General features: G+C 74.7%; 9 protein-coding genes. 1 reads left to right on the top strand and 8 read right to left on the bottom strand.

The annotated features are described in order from the left end of the window. From AB0E83_RS24350 to AB0E83_RS24385, 8 genes are all read right to left on the bottom strand, one after another. Nucleotides 1-10,236 (bottom strand): hypothetical protein (locus AB0E83_RS24350; protein ID WP_362115605.1); only part of this gene is annotated, 10,236 nt, incomplete at its 3' end. Nucleotides 10,237-10,462: 226 nt separating this feature from the next. After that, nucleotides 10,463-10,789 carry a hypothetical protein gene (locus AB0E83_RS24355; protein ID WP_362115608.1) on the bottom strand — a complete coding sequence of 109 codons (327 nt, stop codon included), beginning with the start codon at nt 10,787-10,789 and terminating at the stop codon, nt 10,463-10,465. Nucleotides 10,790-10,823: 34 nt separating this feature from the next. Beyond that, complete coding sequence (locus tag AB0E83_RS24360) at nt 10,824-11,303, bottom strand: YbaB/EbfC family nucleoid-associated protein (protein ID WP_362115611.1); 480 nt, start codon at nt 11,301-11,303, stop codon at nt 10,824-10,826. After that, entirely contained in the window at nt 11,303-14,077 is a 2,775-nt protein-coding gene (locus AB0E83_RS24365) for an AAWKG family protein (RefSeq protein ID WP_362115614.1), read from the bottom strand. Before AB0E83_RS24365 ends, AB0E83_RS24360 begins: the two co-directional genes overlap by 1 nt. Nucleotides 14,078-14,122: 45 nt before the next feature. Then, on the bottom strand, nt 14,123-14,581 hold the full coding sequence (locus AB0E83_RS24370; RefSeq protein WP_362115617.1) for a type VII secretion system-associated protein: 459 nt from the start codon (nt 14,579-14,581) through the stop codon (nt 14,123-14,125). A gap of 74 nt (nt 14,582-14,655) precedes the next feature. Then, entirely contained in the window at nt 14,656-14,979 is a 324-nt protein-coding gene (locus tag AB0E83_RS24375; protein WP_362115620.1) for a hypothetical protein, read from the bottom strand. A gap of 74 nt (nt 14,980-15,053) precedes the next feature. Further along, nucleotides 15,054-15,383: a WXG100 family type VII secretion target gene (locus AB0E83_RS24380; protein ID WP_362115624.1), complete on the bottom strand. Its 330-nt coding sequence runs from the start codon at nt 15,381-15,383 to the stop codon at nt 15,054-15,056. Nucleotides 15,384-15,671: 288 nt separating this feature from the next. Further along, nucleotides 15,672-17,036, bottom strand: coding sequence for an EsaB/YukD family protein (locus AB0E83_RS24385; protein ID WP_362115627.1), 1,365 nt, complete (start codon nt 17,034-17,036; stop codon nt 15,672-15,674). Between the two features lie 282 nt (nt 17,037-17,318). On the opposite strand from AB0E83_RS24385, the gene eccCa reads away from it, so the two are divergent. Next, a complete protein-coding gene (gene eccCa, locus AB0E83_RS24390; RefSeq protein ID WP_362115630.1) occupies nt 17,319-21,236 on the top strand; it encodes a type VII secretion protein EccCa in 3,918 nt (1,305 codons plus the stop codon). Nucleotides 21,237-21,246 lie beyond the last annotated feature (10 nt).

Raw genomic sequence — 21,246 nt, forward strand, 5'->3', positions numbered from 1 at the left:
CCGGGCCGGGCCCGCCTGCCCGGGGCGGTCCGTCGCCGGGCGGAGGGTGAGGGGCGGGCGGGCCGAGGTGGCGCGCTCCGCTCGCGGGAGCGGTTGTGGGGGCGGTGTGGCGGCGGACGCGAAGTCCACCGGGCGGGCGTCCTGTTCCGGCCGGGGGGCGGACGGCGCCGGAACCGGGACGGCGAAGCCCGCCGGGGCGCTCTCCCGGGGAGCGACGGCCTGCGCGGGGGCCGGGAAGAGGTCCTTCGGCCGCTGGTCGGCGGTCGGGCGGTAGAGGTTGACCGAGACGGTCGCACCGATGTCCCCGACCGAGGGGTGCGGCGGGGAGACTTCGAGCCGGGCCGCCGGATCGGGCAGGTCGGTCCTGCCGCTCCGCCGCAGCCGCGTCGCGGACTCCTCGCGCAGCAGCCGCGCGAGGTTCGCCACGGCGGGCCGGGGGCCGCCGTCCGGGGCGGGGGAGGCGACGATCCGCAGCCACGGCTGCCTGCCTTCTCCCAGACGGTGCCAGACCTCCGTCTCGGAGTGGACGTGATCCAGCCACGCGTCCAGCCGCTCCCGGTCCCGCGGGGTGAGCGTGCCGTCGTCGGGGAGCAGGAGGTTGGGGCCGTCCTTCCGGTGCTCACGGAGCCACGCGTTCAGTTCGGCGGCCGGACGGAGGGCGGGAAGCTCCCGCGCGTCGACGCGCCGGGGGCGGAGCGGTGCGGCGCTGCCGGGCCGGTCCTCGGTGACCAGCAGCGGTCCGGCGCCGCCGGGGACGACCGGGAACGCGCGGGCCCGCGCCGGCCCGGCCGGGACGACCGGCAGCGGACGGGCCTTCACCGGTCCGGCGGAGGACGCGGCGGGGCGACCGGCCGGCGTCCGCCGGCCGGTGTCGAGGCGGAGCGTTCCCGCCGGGGTCTCCAGCGGTTCCGCGGGAGGCAGCGGCCGGCCGGCCGGGCCGGACGCCGGGGCGGTGTCCGCGGCCCCGGTGCTCCGCGGAGGCAGGACGGCGAGCCATTGCCGGGGCGCTCCCCCGGGCTGCCTGAACACGGAGACGGCGAGGGGTCCGGAGGCGGAGACGGACGTTCCGGCGAGGGGGACGAGGTCGGCGCGGCCGGTGTGGACCCAGACGGTCCGGCCGGTGACGGCGGCCAGCGCGCGGGCCGGTTCGAGCCCGTCGAAGGGGGCGTCGGCGAGGAGGAGGAGCGGGGCGGTGGGGTCGCCGTCCATGCCGGGCAGCCGGGCGGCGTGGGCCGCGAACTCCCCGGCCTCCACCTCCCGGTCTCCCCCGGGCCCCGGGAGCACCAGGCGGCCCGGCGCCCTGCCGGGACGGACGCGCAGCAGGTAGGGGTCGCCCGCGCGGCCGTCCGCTCGCCGCCACGGGGCCCGGTGGTGCAGCACCCCCGCGACCGCCGGACGTCCTGACCGGTCCAGCGGCACGTCGGCCGTACGGTGGATGCCCGGGGCGTCGGCGAGGACGCGGTCGTCGCTCCCGGCGGGCCCGGTCAGGTCCCAGCCCGCCAGCCGTCCGTCGCGCAGCAGCGCCGCGCCGGAGGTGCCGTACGTGCGGGACAGGGGGTACTCGGGGACGAGCGGGCCGCCCGCCTTCAGCCCGTCCACCTGGTCGAGCTGGCCCTGGGTGAGCGTCAGCCCCAGCGGGTTGAGGACGTCGTCCATCACGCCGCCGGCCTCCTCCGGCGCGGTGGACCGGGGCGCCAGCAGGGCGCCGGGAGCCGCCTTCCCGTGGCCGAGGCCCACGTAGTGGAAGTACTCGTGGAGCAGTTCCGCGTCGGAGTGGCCGGGGTGGAGGGTCCGTTGCCGGGGGGCGGGAGGCGTGCCTCCGGCCGGGAGCCCACCGCCGAGGGCGATCGCGTCGGGGTGGCCGGGGTCGACGGTCAGCGCGGCCGACAGGTGCAGCTGGTCGCCCGAACCGAGCACGAAGCCCTGGCTGTTGACGTAACGGTCGAGCACGTCCTGGTAGCGGCGTGCGAAGCGGTCCACCTCGTCGGGGGTCATGCCGACGGGGGCGACCGGCAGCGGCACGACGACGTCGAACACCCAGCGGCCGTCACGGGCCTGGACCCGGCGCAGGCGGGCCCGGATCAGCGTCGTCCCCTGCGGGAGCTCCAGGGGGCGGCCGCCGGCCCAGACGTCGCCGCCGGCCGCGGGGTCGTACCGCTCCGTGCGGTGCTCGGCGTACGGGAGTCCCTGCGCGAGGGGTTTCCAGTCCTCGGGGCGGACGGGGTCGGCGGACCGCGCGCCCGGGCGGACCCGGCGGGGTTCTCCGCCGCTCGGCGAGTGTGCCGGGGCGCTCGAGGTGGTGTCGGGGCCGGCGGCCTCCCGGGCCCGTGCCCTCGCCTCCTCCCTTTCCCGGGTGAGCCGTCGCAGGCGCTCCACGGATTCCTTCAGGAGGGTTTCGGACGAGAGGAGTTCCAGGACCAGGGGCGGGTGGGAGCTGTGGCCGGGCCAGCCCTGCCAGTTGTAGGCGTTGCCCAGGCGGTTGCCCGCCTTGGAGTAGACGAACGTGTCCACCCGGTGGTCCTCGGCCAAGAAGTAGACCAGGGCGGCGCCGTGCTGGCCGCTGTCCAGGTGGATGTGCATGCCGTGGTGGAGGCCCGCGCCGCCGTCGCGCAGTCCCTCCCCGAACTCGGCCGCGCGCCGCAGCTGCTGGAGCTGGAGGGGGGTGAAGGTGTCCGCCAGCCCGTGTCGGTAGTGGAGGCGGCCGCTGAGCTCCCAGGTGCCGTGGTCCCGGGCGTTGAGGCGTGCGCGCCGTTCCCGGACGGCCTGGTCGGCGGCGTCCCGGGTCCGCTCCCAGACGGGGGCGAGCAGGTAGCGGAGGCGGGCGACGGTCTGGGACGTACGGGCTCCGAGGACGTCGAGGTCGCGGCGGCCGAGGCTGCGGCGGTAGGCGGCCAGGTCCTCCTCGAAGGTCGCCCCCGTTCCGCCCCGCCCTTCCAGGTGTGCGGCGAAGGAGAGCGGGCGGCCTCCGTCCTCCGCGAGCAGGTCGGCCAGGACCCGGGGGTCGGCGGCGGCCAGCACGAGGAGTTCGGGGTGGTCGGCCAGACGGGCGGTGAGGCCTCCGTCGTTCCGCAGTTCGGCGAGGAGCGCGGGCGCCTCCATGAGGTCGGCGGCCAGGGACGGCAGCAGGGCCGCGACCGGGGCGAGCGCGGGAAACGCCGCGGAGAGCTCGGCGACCGCCCGCGCCGCGTCCCGCGCGGCGGGGGGCGGGGCGGTGTCGCCCTGAGGACGCGGCGCCCCGTCCTCCCGCCGGTTCCTGGCGCGTCCCGCTCCTCGGCCGGAGGGGGCCGTGGCCTGCGGGGCGACCGGGCGTTCGGCCGCGCGGGGACCGGCCGGGTCGGGCCGGTCCAGCGCGGTGAGGAGCGGACGGAGGTCGACGGACCGGTCGCGGTCCGCGGATCGCCGGGACGCGCGCGGCGCGTTGTTCTGGAGGGCCGCCCTGAAGCGTGCCGGCCGGCCGGTGGCCCGGGCCAGGACGCCGGGCTCCGCGAGCAGCGCGGCGGCGACCTGCGGGCGCTGGTTGAGCAGGCTGGGGAGCTCGGGGTCGGTGATGAGTTCGCCCAGGACGCCGGCCGGCAGGGCCTCGGCCCGTTCCCGCGGGAGCTGTTCGAAGGCGGCCAGGAGGTCGGGGTTGCGGCGCAGCCTGCGGAGGACGTCGAGGTTCGCCTCGCCCACCGCTGTGGCGAGGGCGGGGACGCGGGCCATCGCGCGCCACAGCGGGCTGTCGGACTGCTGGTCCTCGTGGAGGAGGCGCTGGTGGCGCAGGGCGTGCAGGAGCCCGGGGTTCGAGGCGAGCGCCAGAGCGGTGGGGCGGCGTTCGGCGAGCTGCTCGGCCAGCCGGGGGTGGGCGCCGACGACCGCCCGCAGGTCCGCGGAGTCGGCCAGGGCCCGCAGGAAGTCGGGTTCGCGTGCGAGGGCGGCGGCGACACCGGGGCGGCCCAGCAGCCAGGCGACGGGGCCGTCGCCGAGCATGTGGGGGTGCAGGGCCGGGACCTGGGCCAGCAGGGGGAAGAGCTCCGGCCTGCTCAGCGCCAGGGGTGTCAGCCCGGGTTCCTCGACGAGGGTCGTCAGGGTGGCGCGGGTGAGCAGCGGGAGGAGGTCGGCCGTGGGGAGGCTTCTCGACGCCAGCGCGTCGCGGAGCGGGTCGATCCGGTTGAGCGTTTCGAGCAGGCCCGGGTCCGCGGCGAAGACGTCGACCGTCCGGGGGCTGGAGAGCACGGCTTCGATGAGCCGCTCGGCGCGCTCGTGATCCGGCTCGAAACTGGACCGGGGTGCCGGGGGCAGCGGGGGCAGTCCCGCGTTGAGGCGCTGGAGGTTGTTCACCCGTGAGGGGCCCTCGCCGAGCGTTTCCAGGAGTTCCGCGAGGGCGGGTGCCTCGCTCAGCCGCCGGAAGACGTCGAAGTCGGCCGTGATCGACCGGGCCGCCGCGGGGCTGTGGGAGATGAGGTTGGAGACCTGTCGCTTCCCCTGCATCACCTCGCGGACCCGGTTGTTCTCGATCAGACCCACCATGTCGGGGTTGACGACCATCGACATGCGGCCGCCGTCCGTCACCATGGCCCTGGCGATGAGGTCGGTGGCGATGAACCGCAGCGCCATGCGGTCGTGGTCGCGCAGTGATCGGCTCAGCAGGCGGTTGCCGTGGACGGCGGCCATGGCCGCGCGGTGGGGGTCGGCGAGGACCCGGACCAGCTCCGGGCGGGCGTAGACGGCGTCCGCCAGTTCCGGGACGGTGAGCAGCGCCGCGAGGGTGGGCGCGTCGTTCCTCAGCTCGGGTATGGGCCGCAGGGTGTCCTGCACCATGAGCCGGACCGCGTGGATGCGCACGGGGCCGCCGAGGAGGGCCGTGGCCGCCTCGTCGGCGAGGATCGCGTCGAGCACGGCCCGGCCCCGGTCGCCGCCGAGGACGATGGCCTCGGCGGCGCGCATCGCGGTGGGGTGGACGATGAGACCGGTGGGCGTGATGGTGCTGGGGCCGCTCTCCTCGACGAGCCGGCGCAGCGCGGCCTTCTCGGTGGCCCCGGTCAGGACGGCGCGCCGGGCCGTGTCCTTCACCCGGTCCAGGAAACCCGTGCGCGCGAGGGCCTCGGCGAGCAGGCCGTGGCGCAGGAGGTCACCGACCAGCCGCAGTCCCTCGGGCGCGCCCAGGACGGACATCAGGTCCTGGTCGTCGAAGAGGCGCCGCCAGTGCGCGGCGGTGCCCTCGCTCGTTCCGCCGGCCAGCGTTTCGAGCAGCCGGTCGTGGATCAGCAGGGTGCGCGGGGAGGGGTGGTCGCGCAGGGCGTCGGCCAGGCCGGCGTGGCCCGCGGCCAGCCGGACGAAGACTCCGTCGTGGGCCTGGAACAGGGAGACGTGTTCCGGGAGCAGGTCCCAGAGGCTCTCCTCCCGCTTCAGCAGGCGGGGGACCAGGCTGTCGCCGGTCAGCAGGGGGGTGAGGGCGGAACCCGTGCGTGACAGGACCTGGCGGGCGGCGTTGGCGTTGAGCAGGAGGTCGCGCACTCCCGAGTCGCGCCGGGCGGCGCGCAGCAGCTCCGGGTCCGCCGCCGCCAGTCGTGCGGTGTCGACGGGGCTGAGCGACGCGAGCCTGTCGGGCGCGTGGAGGAAGAGGGCCAGCACGTGCGGGCGGAGGAGGGACGGGTCGGTGAGCAGTCTCCGCCGGACGGGGGCCTCGGTGGACAGGAAGAGGCGCCTGGCCGTCACCGGCGTGTCCGCCAGGCCGGGGTGGGCCAGGAGGAAGGAGACGAAGTCCGGTTCTTCCTGGAGCACCCGCAGGACCTGCGGGGAGGGGAGCGCCCTGCCGTCGACGCTGTCGGAGAACAGCGGTCGCAGCGACGGCAGGGAGGCGAGCCGGCGCACCGTCGCGTCGCCCCTGGTGACGGGGGCGAAGGGCGCCGGGCCCCGTACGCCGGGCAGCACGCGCCGCAGTTCTTCGTGGCGATCGGGGGGCAGGAGGCCGTCCAGCAGGAGGGGGCGGGCCATGAGCGCGGCGGCCAGGTGGGGGTTGCGGAACGCCGCGCGCAGCAGCCCCGCGTCCCCGGCCAGCCGTTCGGCGAGCCTCGGGTTCTCCTCCAGTGCCAGGAGCAGGTCGGGAGCGCCCGCCATGAGGGGGAGCAGGCCGGGATCCCGTGCCACCGTCCGCAGCAGGGTGGGGTGGGAGGCCAGGTACCTCTGGACGGCGGGGTTCCTGCGCAGTGCGTTCCGCAGGTCCTGCCGGAGGGCGAGCTCGGAGAGGCGGTCCGGCGTCGCGGCGGCCCCTCGGGCGGGCCGCCCCATGTCGACGGTGAGGCCGCTGAACGCGGACAGGGTGCGCAGCGTGCCCAGGGGGTCCGCGTCGTCCAGGACGGCCCGTGCGAGAGCGGGCGTCGCGACCAGGGCCTTCCTGAGCGACCAGTCGTCCAGGACGCGGTGCAGCAGGGGGACGCTGCCTTCGACCGCGACGAGCACGTCGGGGCCGTCGAGCACTCCGTCCCGGAACTCCGCGTCCGCTTCCATGGCCGCCAGCAGGTCGGAGCGGGTGGCCAGGAGCCGGACGGCGGCGGGATGGTCGATCAGGCGGGAGATCCGGAACCGTCCCGCCGGGCCGGTGAGCGCTTCGAGCAGTTCGGGGTGGTGGGCGAGGGGGAACGTCAGTGCCGGGTGGGCCAGCAGCAGGTCGGCGAGCGGGGGGAGTTCCACCGCGGCCCGCAGGACGGTCCGGTGCTGGAGCAGCCGGTCGACGGCCGGCGCGGTCGACCGCGACACCGGCACCCGGGTGAGGAAGATCCTCGCGAGTTCGGTCGTGGGGGCCCGGCCGAGCGGATCGCGCAGGGCGGGCAGCACCGTCGCCATTCGCCGCTGCACCGCCTCGGTGATCTCGGCGTCGTGGGTGCCGAGTCCGTGGTCGTAGCGCTCGTGCCGGCTGAACCAGGAGTCCTGGTACGCCCGGACGGCGGCCTCGGCGACGGCGCGGTACGAAGCGGGGTCGGAGGGCCCGGGCGCCGCCTCCGGTTCCGTTGAAGGGCCCGCGGCCGCGGAGGAGGAGCCCGAAGGGCCCGCGGCGGAACGGTCGCCGGCCTTCTTCTTCCCCCTGCCGGCGCCCGGGCGGCCGGTCATCAGGGAGGCGGGCAGCCGTCCCGGCACGGCCAGCAGGACCTGCCGGGTCCGGTCCGGGTCGGTGTGGAGGGCCAGCGCGATGCGGACGACGGCGTCGCGGCGGCGCTGCCGTTCGGCGTCCTTGTCCGCCCCGATGAGCACCGGGTCGGGCAGGAAGGCGCGGAGCTCCAGCCAGGCGTCGCTCAGCAGGTGCTGTGCGGTCTCCTCGCCGGTCTCGGCCCGCAGGTCGTCCCACAGGCGCTCGGTCTCCGCCGCCCGCGTGGCCGTGCGGGGGGTCCGGCGGGAGGAGCGCCCGGGGGACGTCTCCGACCACCGGTTCATCCACGCGGCGAGCTGTCCGGGGCCCCAGTCCCGTCGCGGCCGGCCGTCCTGCGCCCGGTGCTTTCCCTTCCCTTCCGTCTCCGCGGCCGGCCGCGGGACGGCGCCGGGCGCCGACCAGGCGGTGAGCCCGCGGCCGGGGTCGGGAGCGGTCAGCCGTACGGCCGTCGGGCGGGCCTCCCCGTAGCGGGTGATCCGTCCGTCCGGTTCCTCCACCGTCACGCTCAGCCCGTCGCGGGCCGAGGCCAGGGCGAGGAGCAGCCTGTCGTCCTGGGTGCCGGGGAGATCGGTCCGCGCGGTCAGTTCGGCCACGAGCGCCCGCAGCCGGGGCCCGCTGTCCGGTCCCGCCGGAGTCGCGGGCGTCGTGTCCAGGATCCGTGCCAGCCAGCCGGCGGGGTCGGTGCCGACCGTCCGGGCCTGCCGTTCGACCTCGGCCAGCAAGGGGCGCGGACCGCTCCGGGCGCCGGGTTCCAGTTCGGCGGCGAGGGCGGCCAGCAGGTCCGCCCGCCAGCGCGCGGCGTCGGCCGCGGGAGCGGGGCGGCCCGCGGGCAGGGTGCCGAGCAGGGCGTCCAGCGCCCTCGCGGTCCCCTTCGTGCCGCCGGGGGCGTTCCGGTCGTCCGGAGCGGCTTCTCGGGCGGGCCGGGCGGAGGGCGCGCCGGTCTCGGGGAGGGCCTGGGGCGCGGCGGCCGGCCAGGGGGCGACGGGCGCCTGCGGCGCCGCCGCGGGAGTGCCGGCGACCGCGCCGGAGGCGCCGTCGTCCGCCGGGCCGGTGACGAGCGGGGAGCCCGTCGGCGTGACCGGACGCTCGGCGGCGGGGGAGCCGGAGGGGGTGCCCGTCGCGGTGGACGGCGCGTCCGCCCCGGCGGGGGTGCCGGCCACCTGCGGGGTGACGTCCGTGGAGGTCACCGGCGCCTCGGCGGCGGGGATGCCCGTCACGGTGGACGACGCGTCCGTCCCGGCGTCGGTGCCGGCCACCTGCGGGGTGACGTCCGTGGAGGTCACCGGCGGCTCGGCGGCGGCCGCCTCGGCCCCCGTGGCCGCCGGGTCCGAGGCGCCGTGCACGCCGCCGGCCGTCGCTCCGGCGGAGCTTGCCGTCTCCGCGGCCGTCCCGGTGGTGGCCGGGTGGGAGGCGGGGCGTCCGTCCTGGGCCCGTGCCGGGTCCTGTTCCGTCTGCCGGCCGCGGTCCGGTGCGTCCGTGGTGGCCTCGGTGCCGGGGCGCTGCTGCGCCGCCCGCTCGCCGGGCTCCTCGGAGGGTGCGGTGGAGGAGGACGTCTCGGCCGTCCCGGGACGGCCCGCGGATCCCACCGGACCGGTGGGGGCCAAGGAGGTCGAGGAGGTCGAGGAGGTGGCGGGGGTCGTCGCGGCGGCGGCCGGCGCCAGCCCGGCGGCGCCACCGGCGACGGCGGTGACCGTGCTCTCCTGACGGTCCGCACCGCCGGCCCCGGCCGGCTCCCCGGCGGTCCCGGGCGTGTCCGCCGGGGTTCCGGCGTGGTGCGCCGTGGCCGTGCCGCCGGTCTCCGACGGGGACGCGGCGTCGCGGTCGGCGGCGGAGAGGGTGTCGCGGCCGGGCGTGGAGGTCACGTCGCGGGCGGTCGCGGAAGTGCCGGCGCCGCCCGCCGCGGAGGTGGCGTCGTCGCCCGTGGTGGAGGTGCCGGCGCCGTCCGTGGTGGACGGGACGCGGGTCTCGTCCTGTTGGTGGTCGGCGGACGCGCCGGAGGTGCGGGCGTCCCCGTCGCCGGACGTGCCGTTCGTCCCGCCGTCGGTCTCGGCGGGCCGGGAGGCCGCGGGGCCGATGCCGAAGACGTCGCCGGGCCCGCCGCCGGCGCCCACGGTGTTCGCGCCGAAGGCTCCGTTCCCGGCGGTGTCGATGTCCCGGGCACGGTTGACGAAGGCCGCCGCCAGGTCGTTCCAGCCCGTCTTCTCCTTCAGCTGTTCGACGGTGGTCGAGATGCCGTGCTCGCTGAAGACACTGCCCACCGTGCCCATCAGGTCCTGCCACGAGAAGGAACCGCCGAAGGCCACGCCGATGGCGCCCTCCAGCAGCCCCTCCGCGATGCCTTCGGTGAAGATGCTCCAGAAGTTGTTCGGGTTGAGGTTCAGGTCCTTGCCCGTGAGGAGCTTGTAGGCCAGCGCTCCCGAGAGGACGTGGTGGACCGGGCCGGCGAAGCCGCCGACGAACGCGCCCACGGCCGCCGCCTGGCCGACCTCCGACCAGTCGACCTTGCGCTGCCGGATCTCCTTGGGCGTGGCGGAGCCCGACACGTGCAGCTGGACGGCCAGTTCGGTGAGGACCTCGGAGATGGCCTCCACGCCCGCGTAGTAGGCGATGCGCCCCAGCTGCATGAGGCGCAGCAGTCCCAGGAGCAGTCGGATGCGGGTGCGGGCCATGCGGATGACCCGCATGGCGGAGACCCAGGCGGGAAAGAACGGTTCGAGTGCCGCCAGGACGACCAGTTCGATCGCGAGCTGGATGAGCTCGGCCTGCTGGGACTTCTTCTCCTTGTTGATCTGGACGGCCTGCTTCTTCTGGCCTTCCGAGAGCCCGTCCGTCTGCGTGCCGAACTTGCCGAGGACGTCGCCGCCGCTCGTGCCGAAGACACCCAGGACGCGGCGGTAGTTCTGCGCCGTGTCTCCGGGCAGGTGCTGCGAGGCGAGGTCCAGGTACTCGTCGATGGAGTCGCGGAGCTGGAGGAAGAGCCGCCCCAGTTCTTCGGCGTCCTGCGAACTGCCCAGCGCCTTGGTCCACGAGGCGGTGAGGGGCTCCTGCCCGGTGAGGGCGGTCATCAGCAGCCACAGGAAGGAGCCGCGCTCGATCTGCTGTTCGGGCATGCGCGCGTCGCTCCTTTCCTGTGGTGTTCCGGTTCTCCGGGGGCTCCGGATTTTTTTGGGGGGGATCAGGTCCGTACGGACGCCGTCCCATGGCCCCGGCCGGCTCCGGACAGTGTGCCCGCGGGGCCCGCGGCGGAGGAGCCCGTGAGCCCTCCGAAGGCCCGATCCGGCCCTTGCGTACCCGTGCCGCTGCCCTTGCGGTCGGGGCCCGCCGTCAACTGCCGCGTCAGCGGCGGGGGGTGCCCTGGATCGTCCCGGTGGCCTCGGCCTGCTGGTTCGTCAGGTTGCCCGCGGTCCTCAAGGTGGCGTCAGCGGCCGCCTGGAGGGCGCGGAGGGCGGCGATGACGACCTCCCTCATGGCCCGCTCGGTCCGGTCCCAGGGAGGCCCCGCCATCTTGCCGTACGGCTGGTCCGGGTCGCCGGTCCAGCCCTTCGCACGGACGAACAGGCGGTCGACATCGCTCTCGAGGGCGCCGGCCTGCTGACTGATGTGGTCGAGGAGCCGGGCGGCCTTGGCCACGCCCGCCGGGTTCGCGCTGAATTCCGTCGCCATGGGAGTTCCTCCGTGTGGTCTCGGGCCGCCGGTCTCAGGACGTGGCGGGCCGGTGGCCGCCGCCGTCCTCGGCGTCCTCGTCGTCGATCTCGTCGCGCAGGTGGCCGTCGGCCGCCGGCCTCCGGCCCGGTTCCGGCGGAAGCTGGGCGAGCAGCTCCTTGAAGAGGCCCTGGACACCGCCTTCGGCGCCGGGCATGCCGTCGAAGACGGGCGTCATCTCCTCCAGGGGCCGCACCGCGTCGACGACCGCGTCCGCGGCCTTGCGGCGGGCCTGTCCGACGGCGTCCAGGATGGTCGCGGCGAGCTGCGGCCCCGCCATGGACTGGAAGCGCTGGTTCAGGAACCGCAGGTCCAGCAGTTCGCCGCCCGCGCCCACGGTCGCCTCCACCGAGCGGTCCTGGGAGACGCCCTTGAGCCTGGCGGCGCGCAGGGTCTCGGTCGACGCCGCCGCGGCGGCCTCGGCGCGGGCCAGGAGGTCTTCGGCCTCCTTGAGCCGGTCCTCGAAGGACTGCATCAGCGTTCTCCTGTCATGTAGCGGTTCTGCGTGGCGGCGGGGACCTGTTCGACCCGGCCGATCACCGCCGGGTTGCCGTCCGTCTCGACCCCCCAGACGTCCTCCTCCTCGGCCATCCAGTTGGTCCGCTCGCGGTCCTTGCTCTCGGTGCCCTGTCCTCCGCCCGGCGCGCCGCCGGGCGGCATGAAGGGCATGCCGGAGGACGCGGCCGAGGCCGGTCCGCCGGCTTGGCCGGCACGACCGCCCGACGCGCCGGCGTCGCCCATGACCTCGCGCATCCGGTCGGCACCGAGCGCCCCCGCCGCTCCGCCGCCCATGCCCATGCCCGGCATGCCCAGGGCGCCCATCCCCATGCCGCCGGCATGGGCCGCGGCGGCCACGGCGGCCGGGTCCATGCCGGCTCCGGTGAAGCCGCCGCCGGTCCGGCCCTCGTCACCGGTGCCCCCGTAGTCACCGAAGTCCGTGGCGACGTCGTACCCGTCGTCCTGGTAGTCGGGGACGCGGAGGCCGCCGCCGCTGCCTCCTGTTCCCGCGCCGTTCCCGGAGCCGCCGTGTCCCGCGCCTCCCCCGGCACCGGCCGCCTCGGAGACGGAACCGGGGACGTGGCCGGTGGTGAGCCGCGTCTCCTTGACCGGGAAGAGCGGGGAACCGTCGGGGCCGTGGACCGAGGAGTGTCCGTTCTTGTCGGTCACGGTGGTGAGGCCGCCGGGGTGCTTGGTGACGGAGGAACCGTCCGGCTGGACGGTCGTGACCGATCCGTCGCGTCCCGTGATGGTGGTGACGCCGTCCGGCCGGGTGACGGAGAGGGTGCCGTCGGGGCGGCGGACGGTCTCGGTGCCGTCGGACGCCACGGAGGTGACGGTGCCGTCAGCGGCCGTGGTGATCTGCGAGCCGTCGCTGTCGATGGCGACCGAGCTGCCGTCCGGGTTGTCACGGACCGTGGTACCGTCCGGCGAGGTGGTGACGGTCGTCCCGTCCGGCCACGTCGTGACCTTGCTGCCGTCGGCATAGGTGACGGTGCTGCTGCCGTCGCTGTTGCGGACGGGGCCGCCGGCCGGTGACTTGCCGCCCCCGCCGGTCAGGCCGGTGCCCGGACTCGTCACCACCGTCGTGGTGTCGTCCCTGCCGGGTCTCCCGCCCTGCGCTCCGGTGACCCCGCCCGGCATGCCGGGCAGACCGGGCAGGCCGGACAGGCCCGCTCCTCCCCCACCGCTTCCGGCGCCCTGGAGCGAGGTGCCGTCATGACCGGTGGCGACGGTCAGGGAGCCCGCGCCGCCGGCCGCGTCGGACGCGATCTCGGCCGGGTCGATGCCGGGCGCGCCCGAGCCGCCTCCCCCCGCGCCTCTCGCGCCCGCGCCGCCGAGGCCGTCGGCGCCCTGGGCCGCCCCGCCGCCTCCGGCGCCGCCCCCGACGGAGTCCGGCAGTCCCTTGATCCCGGACACGTCCGTACGGATGCCGCCGCTTCCCCCGCCGGTGCCGTCCTCTCCGCCGCCGCTTCCGCCCGCGCCGTCCGCGCCCAGGGAACCGGTGTCGACGTCCGGACCGCCCTCGCCCCCTCCCCCGCCGTCCGCGCCGAGGTCCTTCTTGAGGTCCGCCCTCGCCTTGTTCGCTTCCTCGCGGATGTTCCCGGTCGTCTTGGCGTCACCGGTGTGGCGGGTGGTCACCTGCATGCTCAGCGCGTCGGACGCCTGGATGAAGGCGTTGTTCACCGTGCTGGTCTGCAACTGTCCGACGGGGCTGAGCATGCTGTCCACGGTCTGCGCCCAGAAGTCGGCGGACCACTGGCCGATGCGGGCCCAGGTGGCCGTCTCGGTGAGGTCGCCCCAGTCCGAGACGCTGTCCTGGAAGCCGGGGCCGGCGCCGACGTACTCGCGCTCCAGGTTGCCCGCTCCCGTGGTGTTGTACTGCTGGTAGTGCAGGACCTGGCTGATGTTGTGGTCGAGCAGCCAGTTGGCCAGGCCGTGCACCTGGGTGTGGAGGACGTGCAGCGGATTGGAGTTGGGGTGCGCCGCCCAGTTCTGCCAGGCGGCCAGCATCTGGTAGGCGGCCTGTTGGACGGTGTGCTGGGCGGTGATGAGGGCGTCGCCCTGCCGCGTCACCGACCGCGGCCGGCCGTGGACGGGGAACAGCGCGTCGTGCGTCCCGCCGAACCCCTGGGGGGACAGCTGGTCGTGGTAGGCGTTCTCGTTCTTGGCCGCGGTGTCCAGCACCGTACGGAAGGCACCTGCCGCCGTGCCCTGCCAGGCGGCGTCGGCGCGGTTCAGGCTGTCGTGCCATTCCTTGAGGTCGGCCGCCCGGTCCTTGAAGAACTGGGCCGCCCGGTCCCATGCCCCGGCCGCTTCGGAGAAGGACTCCAGCACCACGGAGTTGATGTCCTCGACCGCGGTCCCGTCGAAGGCGAGCCCCCGGGTGGAGTGGGGCGGGTAGGCCAGGTTGATCAGCATGGGGAGCGGACCGAGGATGTACTTGTAGAGGTTGCTGCCGGGGCGCGCGGGGCCGCTGTTCACGTCCCAGAGGAAGTCGATGGAGATGCGGTGCAGGTAGAGGGTGCCGCCGCGGTCCTTGTAGGCGTACAGGGTCCAGTGGTTGCCCGACCCGTCCGATCCCATCTCTTCGGGAGGGAGGACCCCTCCCCCGAGTTGTTTGACCCGGACGTTCATCATCGGGGTGGAGGAGTCGTCGCCACCCTTCTGGTCGTCGAAGAGCTTGGTCCGCTCGGGCATGGTGAAGCCGGTGAGCAGGCGGACCGCGGGGCCCCAGTGGTCGTCGGGCATGGGTGTGGGCGCTCCTGATGCCGGGCGGACGGATCGGGTACGGGGTCAGGTACGGGTCGTGTTCGCACCGGTGTGGGCGGGGTTGTCGGTGGTCGCGACCGTGATGTGGTCCAGGAACTCCTCCGCGGAGATCCGGTCGAACTGCTGGTGCTGTTTCTGCAGGAAGTCCTGGATGAGCTTGATCAGGCCGTCGTGCAGCTGCTGGTAGCTCTGCTGCTGGCCCTTGAGGATGTCGTCGATGTTCTTGGCACCGCTGACCGTGTTGGTGTTCAGGGACGCACCGTGCACGCTGTCGTCGCCGGCCATGAAGCCGATGGCGAGCGGCCGGCGCAGCGCCACGTTCTCCGTGTTGGTGTAGCCGTTCGCGATGTCGCCCACCGAGATCTGTCCGCCGTGCTCACGGCGGGCCTGCAGGATCGAGTTGACGAAGTCGGTGACCGGGCCGTCGACGAACCTCTGCAGGGCGGCGGCGTCGAGCTTGGTCAGGTCGGCGGTGATCGGCACGTGCGCTCCTTCGGGGACGGGGACGGGAGGACCGGCGCGGCGCGGCCCGTCGGCGGGCCGCGCCGCGCGGGACGTCAGATCGCCATGCCGTCCCAGCTGTCGGCGAGTCTGCGGTCGAAGCCCTGGTACGCGCTGCCGATCTCGTCCAGCAGACCGGCGTGGGACAGCAGCGTCTTCTGCGCGTTGTCGAGCATGGTCTGCCACTCGCGGAACTTCGCCTCGAAGCTCGCCGCCGCGTTGCCGGAGGCGTTGGGGGCCCACTGCCGTACGGCGTCGTGGGTGTCGGCGAGGAGGGCCTCGATCTTGTTGCTGGCGTTGAAGAGCGTCTCGACGACCTGCCCCGTGGCGCCGTACTGGATGAAGATCGAGCCGAAGTCTTGCCCGGGCGTAGCTGGCATGGCTTTTCCTTTTCCGGGGGGATACAGAGGAGGTGACGGACCGGCGCCGTGCGGAGCCCGTCGGCGACAGGGGGTCAGCGGCCGATGAGGTCGCTCTTCGCGCCGTGCGACCTGATGGAACTGGTGACGTCGCTGACCATCTTCCGCTGCCCGGCGTCGTGCGTGTCGACCATGTTGTTCGCCACGGTCCGAAGGCCGTTGACGACCTTCTGGACCGAGGCGTCCCAGTCGGCGAGCACCTTCTGGAAGGCCGCTCCGTCCTCGCCCTGGTAGGCGCTGCTCAGCGCCGAGGCCTGCTCCTTGGCGGTGTTCTTCACCGCCGTGATCTGGTCCACGCCCTGCAGCATGCGATCGGCGATCTTCCGGTTGTCACTTGATGAGCTCGACTGGGTGCCGTCGGCCACAGCGTTCCCCTTTCGTGGAGCAGTCGCCCGTTCCCGTCACGGCGGGACGGGGCGCTGCGAAGACAGAGTCACCGGGCCGGCACCTCACGGCGGGCGAGGCACCGCGCGCTCGTGTTCCCGGCCCTGTCCTGGCGGACCACGCGGGGGGCTCGGGGGAAAGCGTCCCTCCGGCCACCTCGCGGAACAGTGGAACTGCTCAGGGTTTCGTCACGAGGATCGCGCGGTGCCGCGGAACAGTCGATACGTCACCTGACTGAATCGCGTCGCGACCGGCGTCCCGGGGCACGCTCACGAGAACAGCCCGCGGACGTCGAGGACCCGGGCGGCCAGGAACAGCAGCACCACGGCTCCGGCGACGCGCCCCCACGGGGAGGCCCGTCCCCGCACCACCGCGTCACGCACCACCGCGAGGCGGCGCGTGACCGCTCCCGCCCTTTTCGTCCGCCCCCACGCCGCCGCGAAGGCGATCATGGCGAGACCCAGCGCGACGCACCCTCCCGCGACGGCGAAGCGGACGGTCTGTGACGCGGGGAGCGCCGTCGCCAGGATCAGCGCGACGGCCACGGCGGCGGCCGGTACGAGGGCGGTCAGCCGTTCCGGCGGGCCGCCCGGCGCCGTCGACTGCAGGAAGAGAAGCAGGGCGAGTCCTGCGGCGAGCGCGAGGCCGGGGGCGTCACCGACGACGACCAGCACCAGACAGGCGGCCGCCAGCACCGACCGGGCCCCCGCGAGCACGGCGACACGCCAGTCGTCGGCGGCACGCCCTTCGCCGCCCGGCCGTGGCGCGGGCCACAGCCCCGCCAACTGGACGGCGAGGCGCGCCGCGAAGGCGCCCGGGCCGAGCGCCACGAGGGCCACCGTCGCGGCCGCCCGGCCGGAGGACAGTCCGACCAGTTCCACCAGTGCTCCGGCCAGCGCCGCGGCCGCCCCGAGCAGCACCAGGGCGGCGAAGAGCATCGGCCGGACGCCCACCACGACCATCACCACCACGGCGCCGCCGACGACGCCGGCGGCGCCGGGCAGCAGTCGCTCCGCCGAGGGCCGCCACACGTCGGGGTCCGGTGGGACGAGCCATCCCGCCAGCGCGCAGAAGGCCACCGCGGTCACGCCCAGCACGACCGCGGTCGACGGGTCGCCCGCGGCGCGCGAGGCGGCCAGGCCGCCCGCCAGTGCCAGGACGGCGGCCGTGCCGGCCACCGTGAGGGCACCGGCCCGTCCGGTGTCCGTCGCGGGGACCGACAGGAGGAGCAGGACGAACAGGGCGGCTGTGAAGACCACGGCCGACCAGCGCAGGACCCGGCGGGCGGCGTGGTCGCTCCAGTGGTGGCCCAAGGTGTCCATGCTGGCGGCGATGCCGTCGACGAGGTCGTCGTAGGGCGGCTCCGGCCGGGCGTCGGCCCGTGGCCGCAGACGCAGTACCGCGCCGTCCCGTCCGTCGACCGTGCCCTCGTGGTCGAGCGGGGAGGCCGCCGCGTCGAACAGGGTCCATCCGCCGTGTTCCACGCCCGACTCGACCGTGTCCTTCCCGGCGATCCTGAGGACGGTGGGCAGCAGGTCGGCGACGGTCGTTCCCGGCGGGACGGAGAACTCTGCGGTCTGCTCGGGCAGTTCGACGGTGATCCGGATCGGTCCGGCGGATGCGCGTTCGGCCACGGGTTTCCTTCCTTCAAGGGCGGACATCGGGGCGCGGCCCCGTCGACGGCGGCCGAGAGGCGCCGGACGTTGCTATGGTCGCGACACCGCCGTCAGGTCGTCCCTTCCTCCGGCAGGGCGTGCACCGTCCGCCCTGTCTCCTTGCCCGGAGTGCCGCCCCGTGGAGCCCGTCGTCCTCCCGGAGGAACCCCGCGCACCGGCCCGGCGAGCGTCGTCACCCTCCTGGAGGCCCCTTTGAGCGTGGTCCTGTTCCGTCGTCCAGCCCGCCGCAGGGGGCCGGAGATGCCCGACGGCGAGGTGAGTCTTCAGGAGCCCCCGGCGATGCCGGAGGCCGCTTCCAACTCGGCGGCGCTGTGGACGTTCATGCCGATGGCCATGATGTCGATGTCGATGATGGTGCTGTTCCTGCGCCCCGGACAGAGTTCCGCCCTGAACTACGTCGCGATGGGCATGATGGCCGGCTCCTCGGTGATGATGATGGTGGGTCAGGTCGTCCAGCGGCGCGGTGAGCGCAAGACCCAGATGAACGGTCAGCGGCGTGACTACCTGCGCTACCTGTCGCAGGTGCGGCGACGGGTGCGCCGGGCGATCGACGAGCAGCGCGACGCGCTGTTCTGGCAGCATCCCCACCCCGAGGCGCTCGTCTCGCTGGTGGGCACCAGCCGCCAGTGGGAACGGCGCGGGACCGACGAGGACTTCGCGGAGGTGCGGATCGCCGTCGGCGAGCAGCGGCTGGGACTGCGCCTGGCGCCGGTGTCGACGCGTCCGGTGGAGGACCTGGAGCCCTTGTCCGCGCACGCCCTGCGCAGCTTCATCCGGGCGTACACGTCCATCCCCGACCAGCCGATCGCGCTCTACCTCCGCGCGTGGTCCCGTGTACTGCTGCAGGGCGACCCCGCCCGGGTGCGGGACACGGCGCGGGCGTTCGTCGCGCAGCTCGCCGCGTTCCACAGCCCGGACGAACTGTGGATCGCCCTCTGCGTCTCGCCGGAGGCACAGCGCGAGTGGGAGTGGGTCAAGTGGCTTCCCCACGCCCAGCACCCCCAGGCCGGCGACGGGGCCGGCCAGACCCGGATGGTCGCCGGTTCGATGAGTCAGCTGGAGGACCTGATCGGGGCCGAGTTCGGTGAACGGGCGGGATTCGACCCCACGATCTCTCCCGGCCGCGAGGAGCCCTTGGTGGTGGTCGTGATCGACGGTGGCAACGTCCCCGCCGGCCACCGTTTCGACGGCTCCGGTTTCCGCAACGCGGTGGCGGTCGACCTCTCCTCGGCACTCCGCTGGCGGGCGGGCCGCACCACCCTGCGGCTGCGGGTCGGGGAGGACGGGCTGGAGCTGATCCGCACGGACCGCAACCGGCGGGAACAGGCGACGGCGCTGGGCGCACCGGACGCCCTGGGCCGGCACGGCGCCGCCGCCCTGGCCCGCGCCCTCTCCCCCTTCCGGACCTCGTCCGGCGGCGGTGACGGCGGGGAGGGGCTGGGCGGCGACGTCCAGCTGACGAACCTGCTCGGCATCAACGACCTGCGGAGCCACGACGCGGCGGCCCTGTGGCGGGGGCGCGGCGAGAGCCGGCACCTGAAGGTTCCGATCGGGGTGGCGGCCAACGGCGCGCCGGTGGAGCTCGACCTCAAGGAGTCGGCGCTGGGCGGGATGGGTCCGCACGGGATGCTGATCGGCGCGACGGGCTCCGGGAAGAGCGAACTGCTGCGGACCCTGGTGCTGTCGCTCGCCCTGTCGCACTCCTCGGAACGCCTGAACTTCGTCCTGGTGGACTTCAAGGGCGGCGCGACCTTCCTGGGTCTGGACACGCTGCCGCACGTCTCCGCGGTGATCACCAACTTGGCCGACGAGGCCGCGCTGGTGGACCGGATGCGGGACGCCCTGCACGGAGAGCTGATGCGCCGCCAGGAACTGCTGCGGCAGGCCGGCAACTACGTCTCGGCACTGGAGTACGAGCGGGCCAGGGCGGGCGGCGCGCCGCTGACTCCCCTGCCCAGCCTGTGCGTGGTGGTCGACGAGTTCAGCGAACTCCTCTCCGCCCACCGCGACTTCATGGACCTCTTCGTCATGATCGGCCGGCTCGGCCGCAGTCTCGGCGTGCACCTGCTCCTCGCCTCCCAGCGTCTGGACGAGGGCCGGGTGCACCAGCTGGAAGGGCACCTGTCGTACCGGATCGGTCTGCGGACCTTCTCCGCGATGGAGAGCCGGGGCGTGCTGGGGGTGCCGGACGCGTACCAGCTGCCGCCGGAGCCGGGGAACGGTTATCTCAAGAGCGGTACCGAGGAGTTGCTGCGGTTCAGGGCGGCGTACGTGTCGGGTCCCTACCGGGGTCGCGACCGCACCGCCTCGCAGGCGCGGGCCGCGAGCCAGATCGTCCCGTGGAGCGCCGAGTGGGTGGTGCCCCGGCAGACGGAGCGGCCGGCCGCGCCGGTCGTGGAGGAGAGCGCGGAGAGCCTGCTGGCGGTGGCGGTGGACCGGCTCCACGATTCCGGGCCGCCCGCGTACCAGGTCTGGCTGCCGCCGCTGGAGGCGTCCCCCGGCCTGGACCAGCTCCTGCCCCCGCTGGAACCCGATCCCGAACGCGGGCTGATCACCGCCGGACGGGGCGTCGAACCGCATCTGACGGCCACGGTGGGCGTCGTGGACCGGCCCTTCGAGCAGACCCGGGACCTGCTGCGGGTGGACCTGTCGGGCGCCGGCGGCCATGTGGCGCTGGCGGGCGGCCCGCAGAGCGGGAAGAGCACCCTCCTGCGCACCCTGCTGTGCTCCCTCGCCCTCAGCCACACCCCGCGGGAGGTCCAGTTCTACTGCTTGGACTTCGGCGGTGGGGTCCTGACCGGACTGGCCGGGCTGCCCCATGTGGGCGGCGTGACGGGGCGGCTGGATCCCGAGAGGGTCCAGCGGACCGTGGCGGAGGTCGGTACGGCGCTGGCGCGCAGGGAGCGGTTCTTCCTCGAACACGGCGTCGAGAACATGGCGGCGTACCGCCGGCGACGGGCGGCGGGCGAGTTCCCGGAGGAACCGCTCGGCGACGTCTTCCTGGTGATCGACGGGTGGGCGACGGTCAAGCAGGACTTCGAGGGCCTCGTCGAGGAGGTCGGCAAGCTGGTCCAGCGCGGCCTCACCTACGGGATCCACGTGGTGATCGCGGTCAGCCGGTGGATGGAGCTGTCTCCCGCCCTGCGCGATCAGGCCGGGACCAAGCTCGAACTGCGCCTGGGTGACCCGATGGACTCGACGGTGGACAGCCGCAAGGCCGCCACCGTCCCGCGCGACGCTCCCGGAAGGGGCCTGACCGCCGCGTCGAAGCTGCACTACCTCACCGCGCTGCCGCGCGTCGACGGCTCCTCCGAGACCGAGGACCTCGCCGAGGGAGCGGCGGCCCTGGTGGCCGCGGTCAGGGAGCACTGGGGCGCGCGTGCGGGCGCGCCGGCCGTGCGGATGCTGCCGACCGAGGTGCCGGCCACCGGGCTGCCCGCCCCCTCGGGAACGCGTCTGGCCCTGGGGGTCGAGGAGACGGAGCTGGGCCCGCTGTGGCACGACATCATGGAGAGCCCCCACCTGGTGGCGGTCGGCGACACCGAGAGCGGCAAGACGAACCTGCTGCGCGTCTTCGCCCAGGCACTGGTCGCGCGGTACTCGCCGGCGGAGGCCCGCATCCTGGTGGTGGACTACCGGCGCGAACTCGTGGAGGCCGTGCCGGAGGAGTACCGCCTGGGACACGCCGTCACCGTCGACGCCCTGCGCGAGTACGTGCACGGCGCCTCGGAGGCGATCCACGACCGCATGCCCGGTGAGGACGTCCCTCCGTCCCGCATGCGCCTGTGCGACTGGTGGTCGGGGCCGCGGCTGTTCGTCCTCGTGGACGACTACGAACTGGTGGAGAACGGCCTCGACAACGCCTTCCAGCCGTTGTTCCCCTACATCGCTCTGGGGTACGAGGTCGGGATGCACTTCGTCGTCGCCCGGGCGTCGGCCAACGCCATACGGGGCATGAACGATCCTCTGCTGCGGCGGATCGCGGAGGCGAACAACACCCAGCTGGTCATGTCCTGTCCGCCGTCCGAAGGCATGTTCGTCGACGGCGTCCGGCCCAAGCTGCTGCCGCCGGGGCGGGCGTTCCACGTCGCGCGGCGGAAGGCGACGATGGTCCACCTCGCGCAGGCGGCGTCCACCGGGGAGCGATCCGGCCGGTGAGGACGCGACG

This window comes from Streptomyces sp. NPDC035033 (assembly GCF_040636735.1).
Classification (GTDB): Bacteria; Actinomycetota; Actinomycetes; order Streptomycetales; family Streptomycetaceae; genus Streptomyces.

What these genes read in the sequence shown, in the direction of transcription:
- AB0E83_RS24355 (WP_362115608.1), bottom strand. Translation starts at nt 10,789, where the DNA reads ATGGCGACGGAATTCAGCGCGAACCCGGCGGGCGTGGCCAAGGCCGCC.
- eccCa (WP_362115630.1), top strand. Translation starts at nt 17,319, where the DNA reads ATGCCCGACGGCGAGGTGAGTCTTCAGGAGCCCCCGGCGATGCCGGAG.
- AB0E83_RS24360 (WP_362115611.1), bottom strand. Translation starts at nt 11,303, where the DNA reads ATGCAGTCCTTCGAGGACCGGCTCAAGGAGGCCGAAGACCTCCTGGCC.
- AB0E83_RS24365 (WP_362115614.1), bottom strand. Translation starts at nt 14,077, where the DNA reads ATGCCCGACGACCACTGGGGCCCCGCGGTCCGCCTGCTCACCGGCTTC.
- AB0E83_RS24375 (WP_362115620.1), bottom strand. Translation starts at nt 14,979, where the DNA reads ATGCCAGCTACGCCCGGGCAAGACTTCGGCTCGATCTTCATCCAGTAC.